This window comes from Streptococcus minor DSM 17118 (assembly GCF_000377005.1).
Classification (GTDB): domain Bacteria; phylum Bacillota; class Bacilli; order Lactobacillales; family Streptococcaceae; genus Streptococcus; species Streptococcus minor.
In genome coordinates this window covers 1-17,085 of the sequence record NZ_AQYB01000029.1, presented here as the reverse complement: position 1 = coordinate 17,085, position 17,085 = coordinate 1, and the positions used below count along the sequence as shown (strand labels likewise).

Here is a 17,085-nt window from a genome sequence, read left to right as displayed (position 1 = left end):
AAAAAAGATGACAAATGTTACAAAATCATTGAAAATCCGAAAAAATAAGGTAAAAAAAGTGCTTTTTTAGCACTTTTTTAACTATATATTGTGTTTTTTAAAAAGAATAACACAATACCTAGTAGTATCATGACCAATATGGCTAAAGTATCAATCGTCTTCCAAGAAAGAACACGGTACTTGGTTCGGCCATCTCCTCCTTGATAACCACGCGCTTCCATTGCAGTTGCTAGGGCATCTGCTCGCTTAAAACTAGAAGCAAATAAAGGTATTAAAATCGGAATGACAGCCTTAACCTTTTGAACAATGGATCCTTCTCCAAAATCTACACCGCGGGCCCGTTGAGCATTCATAATTCGAGTAGTATCATCCATCAAGGTCGGTACAAAACGTAAGCTCATTGATAGCATTAAACCAATCTCATGGACTGGAACCTTAAATCGAGCTAGAGGCGAAAGACCAGCTTCCACTCCATCAGCTAAGCTCAGCGGTGTAGTTGTCAGAGTAAGCAAGGTCGAAAAGATAATAATCAGGACAAAGCGAACAAAGATGATTCCCGCCTGTTGTAACCCTTCCAAGGTAATTTTAATAAACCAAAATTGAAATAGAATCGTCGATCCACCCATGAAAAAAACTTGAAACAGAGTCGTAAAAAGAATAATACCTAGCATAGGCTTGATCCCATTAAGAAAGAAGGAGAACTTAATTCCAGACAAGAAGACTAATACCAAGACAAATGCCAGAATAATAGCGTTGGTTACTAAATTATTGGCCCAAAAGATAATAAAAAGAAAGAGAATCATAGCTAATAGCTTACTTCTTGGGTCCAATCTATGGATCAGGGAGTCACCAGGGATGTAGCGACCTAGAATGAGTCTATCCATGAGTAATCACCTCCGTGAATTCCTCTATAGTAATAGGAAGTTTTTCAAAGACAAAACCACGACGCTCCAAATTAGCTGCAAACTTAGTAATTTTAGGAACGCCTAATTGGATAGACTCCATAAAGTCTACCTCTTGAAAAACTACGGATGGCTTACCTGAACGGACGACCTTACCTTTTTCCAACACATAAACAAAATCGGCAAAATCAGCCACATCATCCATCAGATGGGTCACTAAAACAATGGTCATACCTGCCTCATGAAGTCCTTTAAAAATAGCCATCAATTCCTTACGACCTGCAGGATCGAGACCCGCTGTCGGCTCATCTAAAACCAGGATATGAGGTTCCATAGCCAAAATCCCTGCAATGGCCACTCGACGCATCTGACCACCTGATAATTCAAAAGGACTACGATCAAATAAATCTTCATCAATCCCTACTAGGGATAATTTCTCACGTGCCACTGCTTCCGCATCTTCCTTGGAAACACCAAAATTTTGTGGTCCAAAGGCTACATCCTGAAGGACTGTCTCATCAAAAACCTGACTCTCAGGAAACTGGAAAACTAGGCCCACTTTCTTACGGACTTGCTTGATATCCTTATTAACAGAGGTCGGTGTAATAACCGTTTCATCAATCAAAACTGTACCCGCAGTAGGGACATTAAGTCCATTCAGCAGTTGTAAAATCGTGGATTTACCAGATCCTGTATGACCAATCAGGGCTGTATAAGAACCCTCTACAATTTCTAAGTCCACACCAAAAAGCGCACGCCCTTCAAAGGGCGTATTGGCTTGATAAGTATAACTTACTTGTTGGAGAGTAATACCCATAATTTTTCTTCCAGTTCCTCTTCTGTAAAATAACGGTCTGGTAATGCTAGACCTTTTATACGTAGCTGTTCTGCTAAATCGGCTGTAAAAGGCTGATCTAAATCCAATTCCTGCAAATCTTTACGTACAAACAATTCTTCAGGACTGCTGATTGATTCAACCTGTCCATCCTTCATGACGATAACCCGGTCACTCAGTGCTACCTCATCCAAGTCATGCGTGATAGAGATAACTGTCATATGATAGCGTTCTTTGATATCTTTGACTATGCGAATCAAGTCCAGACGACCTTCTGGATCTAGCATGCTGGTTGCTTCATCCAGAATAATAATATTGGGTCTAAGTGCCACTACACCTGCGATAGCTACACGTTGTTTCTGCCCGCCAGATAGCCTAGCTGGTTCCCGATTCTTAAAATCTGACATGCCTACTAATTTCAAGGCCTGGTGAACTCGCTCCTGCATTTCTTCTAGAGAAATCCCTTGGTTCTCTAAACCAAATGCTACATCGTCTTCCACTGTAGCACCGACAAACTGATTATCTGGATTCTGAAAAACCATGCCAATTTGGCGACGCTTCTCCCAGACATTATCTGCTGTCAGCTTATCTCCAGCAATAATAATATCCCCTGATTCTGCCTCTAAAAGCCCATCAATCAACCGAACCGTTGTTGATTTTCCCGATCCATTATGACCAATGATGGACAACCATTCTCCTTGTTTCACGTGAAACGAAACACCATTGAGCGTATAAGTTTCATCAGATTCGTCATACTTATACTTTAAATTTTTAACTTCTATAATATTTGTCATTTATTTAAAGGTATCCTTGAACAAAAAAGAAGCACCCTTGAAATAATCATAACCTGAATACAGGGTAAAGAAGAGCGCAATGTAGAGCAGTATTTGCCCCAACAAATTCCAATGCATTAACAGAAAAATAATGGCAAACATCTGTGAGAAAGTCTTAATTTTCCCCGGCATAGCCGCTGCCAAAACAGTGCCACCATTTTCAACCAAGAGTAAACGTAGACCTGTCACAGCCAACTCACGACAGACAATGATAGCCACCACCCAAGCTGGAACCATTTTTAACTCTACTAACATAATAAAAGCCGTCATAACCAAGATTTTATCAGCCATAGGGTCAGCAAACTTTCCAAAATTGGTGACTACCTTCCACTTGCGAGCTAAATAACCATCTAGGTAATCCGTTATGCTAGCTAGAGCAAAGATGATTGCCGCCAAAACATGACTAATAGAGCTATGCCACGTTGTCAGCAATACAATAAAGATTGGAATAATCAAGATTCGCCCTAGTGTGAGGGCATTGGGAATGTTCTCTTTTTTCATAAAAATCCTTTATTCAATTGTCAGTGTGATAATCCCTGACTGTTCGGTTAAGGCTGATGTATCGAGCTCCTGACCAGCAATGCGGACGGCAACACCTTCTACGACTCCTAAAGTCAGATTAGCAGTTGTCACACCATCAGGAATGGTGGTTGTCACACTAGTATTGTTGGGAGATAAGGTCACACCATTTGCCATATCTGTATCTGACAAACTAACCCAGCTAGTCGTAGTCGTCACCGATACCTGAACTTCCACTGGTTTAGTTGCTCCTACAAGAGTCGCCGCCAAACTTGCTCCTCCGCCCGATATAGTCAAACGAACACCAGATTGCTCTTCTGATGTGGAGCTATTGGTCGTCTCTGTAGTTTGCTCACTACTAGAGGGGGGAGTCGTTTCGTCAATGGAGGTTTTGGATACAACTGAGTAAGATGAGGAAGTAGAAGGTGGTGTGATAACTTGATTCTGAATCCGTTGGGAAACAATATAAGTAACGAAAATCAAAATAGAAATAGCTGCCAGCAAAAGATAGATCAAAGGCAAGTAAGATTTTACTGGCTTTTTCTTTACTTTTCGACGCAAATCTATATCAGAAGTAGGTACTTCCCTTGCTTCGTAATAAACTACCAAACTATTTGAATCATAAGCATCTAATAAAACTTCAGCATCCAATTCTAAGATTTCAGCATAACGTTGCAAAAAAGACTTCGTATAATCTGAATCAGGAATTGCTTCAAAATCGTTATACTCTAGAGCTTGCACTAGCCTAGCTTGAATTTTGGTCATACGTTGGACATCTGCAAAGCTCCAACCGCGACTTTCACGCGCATCTTTCAGGACTTCTCCTATACTTTTTTGCCTCATAATAGCCTCTCTCTTACATTTAGTATACAATACAATATTGTAACAAAAATCTAGGGAAAATTCGATGATAAATAGACATTATTTTGGAAAAATAATAAAATCTGTCATATCGCAGTCAGAAAGAAATTGATGCCCTGTTGCTAAAACCTCTTCTAAATCGATGGATTCGATGATTTCAGGTAAATCAAAAATAGTCTCATCATCTGATAAGTGTTGCATAAAATGACTGGCTGCGAAGTGCAAGGAATTTAGACTAGCAATAAAATCACCATAAGCCTTCCTTTTGACAATCTCCAGATGTTTGGTGGATACATCTGGATCAGAAGCAAACTGCTGAATAGCTCTACGCAAATTCTTTGATAGGGAAACAGGCTCCTTGGTATCCATAGTCAAGACAAAAAAATGGTATTCTGGTCTCACTTCTAGATGGAAGGAAAAAGAATTGTCAATTTTCCCCTGTTTGTATAGAGATTGAAAGCGCGTGGAGGTCCAGCCAAAAAGCATCGAAAAGAGTAGTGACAAGGACAACCTAAACCGATAAAGCATGTCAGGTGACAATTGTTTATTTCCACGAATCCCAATAGCTAATTTAGGACTGGCCACTACCATCTGGCTCGTTCTATGAGATAAAATAGGTTGGTGAGTTAACATTTGACGCTCCACAGAAAAATCGCTTCCTTGGCGCCTAGCTTCTCTTTCTTGTATCGCTTTCCAAGTGGCCTCTAATTCAACATTCCCTACTAAAAACAAAGTCATATTTTGAGGCTGATAAAAGGCCTGGAAATTTTCATTAAGAGACTGAACTGTAATATCCTGAATGGAGTGAACACTGCCTGCAATATCTTCCTGCAAAGGACTGCCTGGATACAGACTGGCCAAAATTTCATTGTAGAGCCTAGATTCTGGATCATCTTGATACATCTCAATTTCTTGAGCAATGATTGCCTTCTCTCTCTCTACAGACTCCTCTGTAAAAGAGACCTCATGAACAAAATCTTGCAAAAGTGCCAAATTTTGTAATACTTTTCTTGCTGTTGAAAAAAGGTAGCTTGTTTGGTAAAAACTAGTATAGGCATTGGCATCAGCTCCCAACTTGGAAAACTCCTGAAGAACATCTTTGCCATTTCTCATTTCAAAAAGCTTATGTTCTAAAAAATGAGCCATTCCTGCTGGATAAGTCACAAACTCTGGTTTGTCTTTTAATTTTAAAACGGTATCGACTGCTCCAAAACCCACTGTCATCATACCGTAAGTTTCTTTAAAACCTGGCTTAGGCTGTAAATAAACTGTCAACCCATTTGTCAACCTCCCTTTGTAAAGAGGAGATTCCAGGTAAGGATAGTTTTTTTCCTCTAATCCTAAATACTTCATCAGATTCCTTCCATAAAATAAACAGCTTGTAATTTTATTTGTTTGGCTACTGCTATGACATCTTTTCTTGACACTAAATTGACAGATTCAATCCACTGAGAATAGTTTCGAAAATCTTGACCAAAAATAGATTGATGATAAGTCTGCTCCATAAGAGTTGATGGTCTATCTTGAGCAAGGGTGGCATCATTGATTAATAGCTTTTTTGTCAAGGCAAAGTCTTCATCTGTAAATTTCCCTAATTTCATATCAGATAGTTGCTGACGGATAATTTTCATGGTTTTTTGGCGTTGTTCCTTATCAATCCCCACATGAACTCGCAACATTCCAGAAAAAATATGTAACGAACTAGCAACTGTGTAAGCCAATCCTTCTTTTTCTCGCAACTCACAAAAGAGCTTGGAGTGTGAAGAACTGCCAAATAGACTATTGAAAACAACTATAGCTGGATAGTTGACATCATTGTAAAGTGTCTTTATATGATAGGCTAATTCTAAAATAGACTGCTTTGCTCCTTTTCGCTCTATTTTTTCCCTAGTGATGCTAGAAAATTCCTGTTGGTAATTGAAATCAAGTTTTGGATTTCGGAAAGTCCAAGAATAGCTTTTAAAATGTTCTTCTATCAAATCCTGGTCTACCTCTCCTAAAACAAATATATCAATCTTATCAAGATGTAACATATCTTTATAAGCCTGGTAGACTGTTTCAGGTGTTTCTCTTGCAACCAATTCCTTAGTAGCTACCCTCGGAATCCTCATATCTGAATGCTGGAAAAAAAGTTTATTCAACTCCAAATCTGCATGGTAAAAATGATCTTCGATTTCTGTCTCTAGATAAGAAATCAGATTACGCTTCTCCGTCTCAAAAACTTTCTGGTCAAAAGCTCCCTTTTTAGCCAAAGGCCTCAAAAGTGTCGAACGTAAAAATTCCAAGATATTTTGAGCCAAAGAAACTCCTTCTGGCAAATATCTTTCATCCACAAAACGAACAGTCACATCCACTAAATGAACCTGACCTCGACGAGAAACACTGGTAGAAAGACTAGCACCATAAAGAAGAGCTAATTGGCGACGAAAATCCAAAGCTGTAGGATAATCTGCATTTGCCATCTCTAATAGATTAGCCACTAACACGCGCCCAGCTACAGTCTCTTCCTTCATGGGAGCTGCAAAACGAATCTTGATTGTGTTGGTCGTAAATTGCTTTGTAGGAAGAAAATGAAGATGAACTCCTTCTTGTAATTTCATGATTTACCTCGTTCAAGCATTGTAATCTCCATTATATCATTTTATGTTATAATTATCTGTAAAGAGGTAAACTATGAAATACAAACTATTTGATGACTTTATCACACTACAATCCTTACTGAAAACTACTGGAATCCTACCTTCTGGTGGTGCTGTCAAAGCTTTTTTAACAGAAAATACTGTCTTATTTAACGGTGAAAAAGAAGAACGCCGTGGTAAAAAGATTCGTCTCGGAGATTGTGTAGAATTGCCTGCACAAGGTATAGTGATTGAAATTGTTACTCCAAGCAAGGAAGAAAAAATTCAACATGAAAAAGATTTAGCAGAAAAAGAAAGAATCACTCAAATGGTGAAAAGAATGAACAAAGAGTTAAAAAAGGAAAGTAAATCACCAGTTAAAAAACAGAAAGACAGGTCTTCTAAAAAAGCTCCTGTCCGTTTCCCAGGTATCTGATATGTGGCTTGAGTCTTTAGACATTTATTCTTTTCGCAACTATAAAAAAGCCCAACTTTCTTTCCACCAAGGTCTTAATGTCTTTTTGGGACAAAATGCCCAAGGTAAGACAAATATTCTAGAAAGTATCTACTTTCTAGCCCTAACCCGTAGCCATCGAACCAAGACAGACAAGGATTTGCTACAATTTTCAGAAAAACAGCTACATGTCAAAGGACTACTTCATAGAAGTACAGGTAAACTTCCCCTTGACATTGAGTTGACAGAAAGAGGGCGCGTCACCAGGGTCAATTACCTCAAACAGACACGACTTTCTGACTACATTGGTCATATGAATGTTGTTCTCTTTGCCCCAGAAGATTTACAACTTGTTAAAGGGGGCCCAGCCCTCAGGCGCAAGTTTATAGATGTTGAACTTGGACAAATCAAACCTATCTATTTATCTGATTTATCACACTATAACCATATTTTAAAACAAAGAAATGCATATTTAAAAGTTTCTGAGAAGGTAGACTTAACCTATCTATCTGTACTGGATCAACAACTAGCTGAATATGGTAGCAAGGTTATCCAACATCGAATCGAGTTTCTAAAAAAACTGGAAATATTTGCCCAAAACAAGCATCTAGAAATTTCAGACCAAAAAGAAAAGTTGACCCTATCCTATCAATCAAGTTTCTCTTTTACAGATTCTGTCAATTTAGTTGACAACTTCTTGACAGAATTGAAAAAAGGTCGTAAACGTGATCTCTTTAAGAAAAATACAGGAATAGGCCCTCACCGTGATGATATTTGCTTCTTCATAAATGATATAAATGCTCATTATGGCAGTCAAGGACAGCATCGTAGTCTTGTCCTATCTCTCAAACTAGCAGAAATTGAGCTAATGAAAGAAACAACTCGTGAATATCCCATCCTACTTTTAGATGATGTTATGAGCGAGTTAGATAATGACCGTCAAATGAAACTTTTGGATACCATTTCTGAAAAAATCCAAACCTTTATCACCACTACCTCTCTGGAACATCTCCATACCCTTCCCAATGAGTTAAAAATTTTTCACGTCTCAAAGGGTACTGTTATCGAAGACCAAGAAAAAGAGCACTAATTAGTGCTCTTTTTTCTACTGTACTGAATAGTTTGGTGCTTCGTTGGTAATTTGCACATCATGTGGATGGCTTTCTTTCAGACCTGCACCTGACATTTCAATAAATTGTGCATTTTCATGTAGTTCTTGTAGATTGGCAGCCCCGACATAACCCATACCTGAGCGAATACCGCCTAACATTTGGAAGACGATATCAGCAGCAGCTCCCTTGTAGGCTACACGACCTTCAATACCTTCTGGAACCAGCTTATTTGCTTCGTTGACAGAACCTTGGAAGTAACGATCGCTAGAGCCTTTTTTCATTGCTGCGATAGAACCCATACCACGATAAGTTTTAAATTTACGTCCTTGGAAGATTTCTGTTTCACCAGGTGCCTCATCTGTACCAGCAAACATAGAACCAAGCATGACAGCATTTCCACCAGCTGCCAAGGCTTTCACAATGTCTCCTGAATACTTGATGCCACCGTCAGCAATAATGGTTTTTCCATACTCACGAGCCACTGCTGCTGCATCATATATAGCTGTCACCTGGGGAACACCAACACCGGCAATTACCCGAGTAGTACAGATTGAGCCTGGTCCAATCCCAACTTTGACAACATCGACACCGGCATCATAAAGGGCACGAGCTCCATCAGCTGTCGCAATATTTCCTGCAATCAACGTCCGTTCTGGGAAGTGGGCACGAATTTCAGCAATTTTACGAAGCACACCTGCTGAGTGACCATGAGCAGTGTCAATAACAATGGCATCTGCACCAGCTTCAAAGAGAGCTTCTGCTCGTTCAAAGGTATCAGATGTGACACCAACAGCACCAGCCACTAGTAAGCGACCAAATTCATCCTTAGCTGCATTTGGAAACTCGATTACTTTTTCAATATCTTTGATAGTTATCAAACCTGAAAGACGACCATTATTATCAACCAAAGGTAGTTTCTCAATGCGGTGCTCATGCAGGATACGCTCAGCTGTTTCCAAGTCTGTTCCCACAGGAGCCGTCACCAAGTTGTCACTTGTCATGTGATCTGAAATCAAGGAATCAAAATCTGTAATAAAACGCATATCGCGGTTGGTGATAATCCCCACCAACTTACGATTTTCTAAGGTTTCCACAATTGGCACACCTGAAATGCGGTAACGCTGCATGAGCTCTTCTGCCTCATGAACTTTGTGATTAGGTGTCAGGAAGAAAGGATCAATGATGACACCATTCTCAGAACGTTTTACCTTACGAACTTCTTCGGCCTGCTCTGCAATAGACATGTTTTTGTGAATAACACCCAAACCACCAGCACGGGCAATAGCAATAGCCATCTTGCTATCTGTCACAGTATCCATAGCTGCTGTGATAATCGGAATATTTAATGTCAAATTCTTGGCCAACTTTGTCTGTAAGTTGACATCATTTGGTAAAACATGACTCTCTGCTGGAATCAATAAGACATCATCAAACGTAAAGCCCTTTTTCAAAAATTTAGTATCCCAATTTGACATTAATAGTTCCTCTTTTCTATATTCTTGTGATAATTTATCATAACATTTTCAACTGATTTGTCAACAAAAATGCCATCTAAACCGAACAAATAAAAAGAATAAGATGGTTTATACTTTTTTTATTTGAAAAATCCGATTATTTTTGTAATAAACATGTGAAATCATATTATTTTAGATGCTGTTCTCATATATATCAAATGAAATTATTCGAACTCTGAAAAGTGGTCTCAGACTTTTTTGATTAAATTTACGAATCTGTCAATAATATAGGCAATATTAAATTATTCAACATTCCTTCACTGATTGCAGTATGCTGTTTAATTACTAAATGAATCTTTCATTTCGACAAAAAAATCTGATTTAAATTGAGAGAAGTTTTCTTCCAACACTCACTTCTTTTTTGTAAATTTATCGTAAACCATCGTAAAGAAAGTTGTAAACAACTGTATATTATGTTATACAGAAAACTCTATAAAATTTCCTTTTCACTTGTAGATATAAAGAGAAATTATCTGTCAATTACATTGACAACTGTTGTAAATCTATTCTTGTAAACAAAAAAAGGATAGTTGTCTATCCTTATAATAATAATATTTTTAAAAATAATTGATTCCCATAGCAGACTTGACTTCTGACAAAGTTTGACCTGCTGCCTGACGAGCCTTTTCACTACCTTTTTTCAACATTTCAAAGACCTGCCCCATATCTTTTGCATATTCCAAACGACGCTCACGAATTGGTGCAAGCTCTCTTTCTAGAATTTCCAGCAAATAGCGCTTGGTCTTAACATCTCCTAAACCACCTGCTTGGTAATGTTCCTTCATAGCCTCTATATCAGCTCTATCTGCTTCCGTTCCAAAAATATCCAGATAATGAAAGACCATATTTCCCTCAATCTGTCCTGGATCCTCAATACGGATATGATTAGGATCTGTATACATGCTCATAACTTTCTTACGTACAGTATCTAAATCATCAGATAAATAGATACCATTTCCCAAAGATTTAGACATTTTAGCATTCCCATCTAAACCCGGAAGACGTCCTGCTTTCTCGTTTTTCGGATAAAGTCCCTCTGGCTCGACCAAAACGTCACATTTATATGTATAGTTAAAGCTACGCACAATCTCACGAGTCTGTTCAATCATGGGTTTTTGATCATTACCCACAGGAACTAAATTTGCCTTGAAGGCAGTAATGTCAGCTGCTTGAGAAATAGGATAAACAAAAAATCCAGTTGGAATAGACTCTCCAAATCCTTTTTGAGAAATCTCTGTTTTAACTGTTGGATTACGTTCCAAACGTGCCAGAGACACCAGATTCATGTAGTACATGGTCAATTCAGCTAGCTCAGGAATCTGACTTTGAATAAAAATGGTGGATTTTGCAGGATCCAAACCAACCGATAGGTAGTCTAAAGCTACATTACCGATAGATTCCTTGATGAGTTGAGATTCCTTTGCATGGTCTGTAAGGGCCTGTTGGTCTGCTAAAAAGACAAACATCTCATATTTGTCCTCATTTTGTAAGAGCACTCTATTTTTTAAAGAACCAACATAATGGCCCAAGTGTAATTTTCCAGTTGGACGGTCACCCGTCAAGATGATCGGTTTAGTCATTTTTATCTCCTTTATTACATCTATTCACCACAAAAAAATCCCTACGCAAAAACTGCGTGAGGGCATTAATTTCTAACACGGTACCACCTCAGTTGACAGAGTATTTATAATTGTTTACAACTCTGTCATCTCTTTTTTCTTAGTCAAAACCAAGAAACTGCACGGTAAGGAGTGCGAAACCTGAAACTTATGTTTTTGTTTCACGTGAAACATCAGCCCATTCATCCAGTTTTGTTACTTGTTTCCAGCTACCACAAGCTCTCTCAAAACAAATTCTAGATTACTTTTCTGATAGAATCATTATATACTCCTAAAACCTGAAAGTCAAGCTATTCAAGGACTTGACGATAGAACCTATTTAAGTCATAATAGACTATAAATTGATTTTTGGAGGTATGTATATGAAAAAGAAATGGAAGGATTTGGGCTTAGTTTCCTTGGGCTCGTTTATCAGTGCTGTTGGATTTAACACCATGTTTCTGGAAAATAGAATTGCATCTGGTGGAGTTGGAGGTCTAGCAATCAGTCTCAATGCTCTTTTTGGTTGGGAACCAGGGACTTTTGTCCTTTTAGCCAATATTCCTCTGATGGTGCTCTGTTTTTTTCTTTTAGGAAAAGAGATTTTTCTGAAAACAGTTTATGGATCCTGGATTTTTCCAATCTTCATCAGTTTGACATCCTCTCTTCCAACCTTTACCAATACTCCTCTTCTAGCAGCTCTATTTGGAGGAATTATTTTAGGATTTGGGTTGGGCTTGGTCTTTCTTGGTAACTCCTCAACAGGAGGAACTGGAATTGTCGTTCAAATCCTCAACAAATATACTCCTCTTCCACTGGGACTCTTAATCATCTTAGTTGATGGAATTATTGTAGGTATTGGTTTTATTGCCTTTGACGCCGACACTGTTCTATACTCTATTATTGCTTTACTATCAATTACCTACGTTGTCAATATGATGATGACGGGCGCTGACTCATCTCGTAACTTGATGGTTATTTCACAACAACATGAATTGATTAAGGAATACATCACTAAAGTTGCTGATCGTGGCGTTACGGAATTGCCAATTCTTGGTGGATACACTGGCAAAGAAAAGCGTATGCTGATGACAGCTGTATCGAGACCAGAATATCAAAGTCTTGAAAATGAAATTTTAAAAATAGATGAAACAGCTTTTATTGTGGTAATGCCAGCCAGTCAGGTAAGAGGAAGAGGCTTCAGTCTTCACAAAAACCACTTAATAGAGGATGACATCCTGATTCCAATGTAGCTGACATTGAAAAATTGCAGTTTTTCTAGTAGAATAAGGATATAGGTTTGATAAATAAGAAATATAATTAGGAGAAACTATGCTTACAGTATCTGATGTGTCGCTCCGTTTTAGCGATCGAAAATTATTTGATGAGGTAAACATTAAGTTTACAGCAGGAAATACATATGGCTTGATTGGAGCTAATGGTGCTGGTAAATCAACCTTCCTCAAAATTTTAGCTGGTGATATTGAACCAACAACGGGCCACATCTCATTAGGAACAGATGAACGCCTGTCAGTCTTGCGCCAAAATCACTTTGATTATGAAGAAGAACGTGTCATTGATGTTGTTATCATGGGTAATGAGCACCTTTATAATATCATGAAAGAAAAAGATGCCATCTACATGAAGGAAGACTTTTCTGATGAAGATGGTGTGCGAGCTGCTGAATTAGAGGGTGAGTTTGCCGAACTTGGCGGTTGGGAAGCAGAAAGTGAAGCTTCTCAGTTACTCCAAAACCTCAATATCCCTGAAGATTTACATTACCAAAACATGAGTGAGCTGACTAATAGCGAGAAAGTTAAAGTTCTCCTAGCCAAAGCTCTCTTTGGTAAACCTGACGTTCTTCTGTTGGACGAACCGACCAACGGTCTTGATATTCAATCTATTTCTTGGTTAGAAGATTTCCTTATCGACTTTGAAAATACAGTTATTGTCGTTTCACATGACCGTCACTTTCTCAATAAGGTTTGTACTCACATGGCAGACCTAGACTTTGGAAAAATAAAACTTTTTGTCGGAAACTATGACTTCTGGAAACAGTCTTCTGAGTTAGCAGCCCGTCTGCAAGCCGATCGCAATGCCAAGGCCGAAGAAAAAATCAAGGAACTTCAGGACTTCATTGCCCGCTTTTCTGCCAACGCTTCCAAATCCAAGCAAGCAACTTCCCGAAAGAAAATGTTGGATAAAATTGAACTAGAAGAAATTGTCCCTTCTAGCCGTAAGTATCCTTTCATCAACTTCAAAGCTGAACGTGAGATGGGAAATGACCTCCTTCGGGTTGAAAACTTAAAAGTTGTCATTGAAGGTGAAACGATTCTGGAGAATATCAGCTTCATTCTCCGACCAGGTGATAAAACTGCTTTGATTGGTCAAAATGACATCCAGACCACTACTCTCATCCGAGCATTGATGGGGGAAATTGACTATGAGGGGGAAATCAAGTGGGGAGTAACCACTAGTCGCTCCTACCTACCAAAAGACAATTCTAGCGATTTTGCAGGTGGTGAATCCATTCTGGACTGGCTACGCCAGTTTGCATCTAAGGAGGAAGATGACAATACTTTCCTACGTGGTTTCCTAGGTCGTATGCTCTTCTCTGGTGACGAGGTGAACAAACCTGTCAACGTCCTGTCAGGGGGAGAAAAAGTCCGTGTCATGCTCTCTAAGCTTATGCTCCTCAAATCAAATGTATTAGTTTTAGATGATCCAACAAACCATTTGGATTTGGAATCTATCTCTAGCCTCAATGATGGTCTAAAAGCCTTTAAGGAATCCATTATTTTTGCTAGTCATGACCATGAATTTATCCAAACACTAGCCAACCATATCATTGTTATTTCTAAAAACGGAGTCATTGATCGTATCGATGAAACCTATGATGAATTCTTAGAGAATAGCGAAGTCCAGGCAAAAGTTCAAGAACTTTGGAAATAAAAACCAAAAGGCGAGTCAACTCGCCTTTTCTGTCAATAAAAATTATGAAATTACCTAAAAAAAAGAAAAAAAGACTCTACACACTTTCATTGGCCTTTCTTCTTCCTTTCAGTATCATCACCTTTCTTTTAGCTATCAGAGGAATATGGTGGGGAAGTGAGACAACTATTCTGGCCAGTGATGGCTTTCATCAGTATGTTATATTTAACCAAACTTTACGTAATACTTTACACAGTGATGGCTCCTTATTTTATACCTTTACCAGTGGATTAGGACTTAATTTTTACGCTCTTATATCCTATTATTTGGGATCTTTCCTATCTCCTCTAGTCTATTTCTTCGATTTACAGACAATGCCAGATGCTCTCTACCTTTTAACTATTGTCAAGTTTGGATTGATAGGTTTGTCAAGTGGATATAGTTTATCATCTATTTATGAAAAATTAAATAGACAGTCTATACTTCTTTTGTCAACCAGCTTTACACTGATGAGTTTTTTATCCAGTCAACTAGAAATTAATATATGGCTGGATGTATTTATCTTGATTCCATTGATTTTACTAGGTTTACACAGACTTGTCACACATAAAGGGAAAACTCTCTACTTTTTTACCCTTGTAATACTTTTTATTCAAAATTATTACTTTGGTTTTATGATGAGTATTTTCCTATCTTTTTGGATTTTTCTCCAGATTTCCTGGAATATCAAAGGTAGAATTAGCTCACTGATAGACTTTACAACTGTGTCAATATTAGCTGGTCTTTCTAGCATGGTTATGCTATTGCCTACCTATTTAGACTTGAAAACCCATGGTGAAACCTTTACAAAAATTGTTGATTTACAAACTGATAATTCCTGGTATCTAGATGTTTTTGCAAAAAATATAATAGGTAGTTATGATACTACTCAATTTGGCGCTATTCCAATGATCTATGTAGGGTTACCTGCACTTATTTTAGCTATCCTCTTCTTTACTCTTAAATCGATCAAACTTCCTGTGAAGTTGGCCTATGGTGGTTTTCTACTCTTTATCCTTATAAGTTTCTACTTCCAGCCTTTAGACCTATTTTGGCAGGGAATGCATGCTCCCAATATGTTTCTTCATAGATATGCCTGGGCCTTTTCAACCCTCATCATCTATATGGCTGCAGAAACTCTAACGCGCTTAAAAGAAGTTAAAACCTCACTTCTATCTATACCTATACTCCTATTGTTAGTCGGTTTTTCCTTAACATTCTCTTTCAGGAATCACTATCTTTATCTTGAGCCTATTCATTTTATCTTAACAGCTGAATTTTTCCTGGCCTATCTTGTTTTATTTATCAGTCGAATTCGTAAGAAGCTTTCTTTCAACATGTTTTCCTTACTTTGTCTAGGTTTTGTTTTACTTGAAATGGGACTCCATTCTCATTATCAGATTGAAGGACTGGCTTCTGAATGGGGTTTCCCTAGTCGTTATAATTATAATTACCAATTGACAGAAATTGACAAACTTGTAAAGAAAACTAAATTTAATAATACAAACTTCTATCGGACAGAAAAACTGGATATTCAGACTGGAAATGACAGTATGAAATATAATTACAATGGTATTTCCCAATTTTCTTCCATTCGAAATCGTAGTTCTAGCTCAACTTTGGATAAATTAGGATTTCGATCCGATGGCACCAATTTGAATCTCCGCTATCAAAATAATACTCTCATTGCAGATAGCCTATTTTCTATCAAATACAATTTAGCTGAATCGGATCCGCTTAAGTATGGTTTTTCTATGGAGCAAACAGAGGCAGATCTGAGTTTATATCGTAACCAATATGCTGCTCAATTAGCTATCTTGACAGAAGGTCTTTACAAAGATGTCAAGTTTACAAATCTTACACTTGACAACCAAAGTCATTTTCTTAATCAACTAACAGGTCTAAGTAAGAAGTATTTTACTAAAATCGAACCACTTTCTGTAGAAAATGCCACTGAAATAGACAATCGTTTGACTGTTCAAACACTTGAAAATGAAGAAATGGCTCGTGTCAATTATAAATTGACAGTTCCTGCAGATAGTCAGGTTTATATCAGTATTCCAAATATTTCTTTTACCAACCAAGATCAAGAAATTGTTCAATTATCTGTCAATAACTTGTCAACTAACTTTACATTGGATAATACTTTTTCATTTTTTAATATCGGATACTTTGAACACGAACAGAATCTAGAAGTGGTCATTCGCTTTCCATACAATAGCCAAGTTTCCTTTGATAAACCCAAATTTTACCGGCTGGACACAGAAGCCTATAAAACAGCTATGGACATCATCAATAGTAAAAAAGTTGATGTACAATCGAAAGGAAATAAGATTGAGACAATCTATGAAGCTGATAAGCAAGCATCCTTGTTGTTTACCCTCCCCTACGATAAAGGTTGGTCTGCTAAATTAAATGGTAAAAAAATTAAGATAAGTAGGGCACAGGAAGGTTTTATGAAAGTAAATGTCCCAGCAGGTCAAGGAAAAATCGTTTTAACCTTTATCCCACAAGGTTTCTATCTCGGATTCTTCCTATCTCTCACTGGACTTTTTCTCTTTATCTTCTATTCTTTATTTACAAGAAGGACGAGACTAAGTAAAATTAAAAGGAAAAGTAAGATAGACTAAAAATCAGTATTCAAAAAGGCTTACGTTTCTATCTTTAAAATATGACTTAAGCCTTTTACTATTTTCAATATTTTATGCTACTTTTTTGAAAAAGTCATAACCACCCGTGAAAACGGGTGGCTTGTACACCGGCTATAAGCCGTTCATCTCCAGCGGCGCCTAAAGACGCTCGCTGAACTTCGTTCAGGTTATGCTTTCATTACTTGACTGATGCCCGTAACAACGGGCTTTTATCTTGT

Annotated in this window: 14 protein-coding genes and 1 other annotated feature; of the genes, 5 read left to right on the top strand and 9 right to left on the bottom strand. The window is 37.9% G+C overall.

The window, feature by feature from the left end; all coding sequences use genetic code 11:
* Positions 1–77 precede the first annotated feature (77 nt).
* The 7 genes from F602_RS0103310 to yfmF form a co-directional block, all read right to left on the bottom strand.
* Positions 78–884, bottom strand: coding sequence for an energy-coupling factor transporter transmembrane component T family protein (locus tag F602_RS0103310; protein ID WP_018166541.1), 807 nt, complete (start codon positions 882–884; stop codon positions 78–80).
* Positions 877–1,719, bottom strand: a complete 843-nt coding sequence (locus tag F602_RS0103305) for an energy-coupling factor transporter ATPase (RefSeq protein WP_018166540.1) — start codon at positions 1,717–1,719, stop codon at positions 877–879. The genes F602_RS0103310 and F602_RS0103305 overlap by 8 nt, the downstream gene beginning before the upstream one ends.
* A complete protein-coding gene (locus F602_RS0103300) occupies positions 1,695–2,531 on the bottom strand; it encodes an energy-coupling factor ABC transporter ATP-binding protein (RefSeq protein ID WP_018166539.1) in 837 nt (278 codons plus the stop codon). The genes F602_RS0103305 and F602_RS0103300 overlap by 25 nt, the downstream gene beginning before the upstream one ends.
* On the bottom strand, positions 2,532–3,071 hold the full coding sequence (gene pgsA / locus F602_RS0103295) for a CDP-diacylglycerol--glycerol-3-phosphate 3-phosphatidyltransferase (protein WP_018166538.1): 540 nt from the start codon (positions 3,069–3,071) through the stop codon (positions 2,532–2,534). It abuts the gene before it with no gap.
* 9 nt (positions 3,072–3,080) lie between these two features.
* Complete coding sequence (gene rodZ / locus F602_RS0103290) at positions 3,081–3,932, bottom strand: cytoskeleton protein RodZ (RefSeq protein ID WP_018166537.1); 852 nt, start codon at positions 3,930–3,932, stop codon at positions 3,081–3,083.
* A 78-nt stretch (positions 3,933–4,010) separates the two neighbouring features.
* Positions 4,011–5,303, bottom strand: a complete 1,293-nt coding sequence (yfmH, locus tag F602_RS0103285; protein WP_018166536.1) for an EF-P 5-aminopentanol modification-associated protein YfmH — start codon at positions 5,301–5,303, stop codon at positions 4,011–4,013.
* Positions 5,303–6,550 (bottom strand): EF-P 5-aminopentanol modification-associated protein YfmF, encoded by a 1,248-nt coding sequence (gene yfmF, locus F602_RS0103280; protein ID WP_018166535.1) that lies wholly within the window; start codon positions 6,548–6,550, stop codon positions 5,303–5,305. Before yfmF ends, yfmH begins: the two co-directional genes overlap by 1 nt.
* Before the next feature lie 73 nt (positions 6,551–6,623).
* Between yfmF and F602_RS0103275 the strand changes: the two genes are divergently transcribed.
* Together F602_RS0103275 and recF are read left to right on the top strand one after the other, a co-directional pair.
* On the top strand, positions 6,624–7,004 hold the full coding sequence (locus F602_RS0103275) for an RNA-binding S4 domain-containing protein (protein WP_018166534.1): 381 nt from the start codon (positions 6,624–6,626) through the stop codon (positions 7,002–7,004).
* A 1-nt stretch (position 7,005) separates the two neighbouring features.
* Positions 7,006–8,112, top strand: coding sequence for a DNA replication/repair protein RecF (recF, locus tag F602_RS0103270; RefSeq protein ID WP_018166533.1), 1,107 nt, complete (start codon positions 7,006–7,008; stop codon positions 8,110–8,112).
* A gap of 15 nt (positions 8,113–8,127) precedes the next feature.
* Here the strand turns inward: recF and guaB are convergent, their stop codons facing one another.
* Both guaB and trpS read right to left on the bottom strand, forming a co-directional pair.
* The gene (gene guaB, locus F602_RS0103265; RefSeq protein WP_018166532.1) at positions 8,128–9,609 is read right to left on the bottom strand and encodes an IMP dehydrogenase; all 1,482 of its coding nucleotides are present in this window, start codon (positions 9,607–9,609) and stop codon (positions 8,128–8,130) included.
* Between the two features lie 596 nt (positions 9,610–10,205).
* A complete protein-coding gene (trpS, locus tag F602_RS0103260; protein ID WP_018166531.1) occupies positions 10,206–11,228 on the bottom strand; it encodes a tryptophan--tRNA ligase in 1,023 nt (340 codons plus the stop codon).
* 55 nt (positions 11,229–11,283) lie between these two features.
* Positions 11,284–11,534: a binding site (T-box leader), on the bottom strand.
* 95 nt (positions 11,535–11,629) lie between these two features.
* Here trpS and F602_RS0103255 point away from each other — a divergent pair.
* From F602_RS0103255 to F602_RS0103245, 3 genes are all read left to right on the top strand, one after another.
* On the top strand, positions 11,630–12,499 hold the full coding sequence (locus F602_RS0103255) for a YitT family protein (protein WP_018166530.1): 870 nt from the start codon (positions 11,630–11,632) through the stop codon (positions 12,497–12,499).
* A 79-nt stretch (positions 12,500–12,578) separates the two neighbouring features.
* Positions 12,579–14,198: an ABC-F family ATP-binding cassette domain-containing protein gene (locus F602_RS0103250; protein WP_018166529.1), complete on the top strand. Its 1,620-nt coding sequence runs from the start codon at positions 12,579–12,581 to the stop codon at positions 14,196–14,198.
* A gap of 44 nt (positions 14,199–14,242) precedes the next feature.
* Entirely contained in the window at positions 14,243–16,846 is a 2,604-nt protein-coding gene (locus tag F602_RS0103245; protein WP_018166528.1) for a YfhO family protein, read from the top strand.
* Positions 16,847–17,085: the final 239 nt, after the last annotated feature.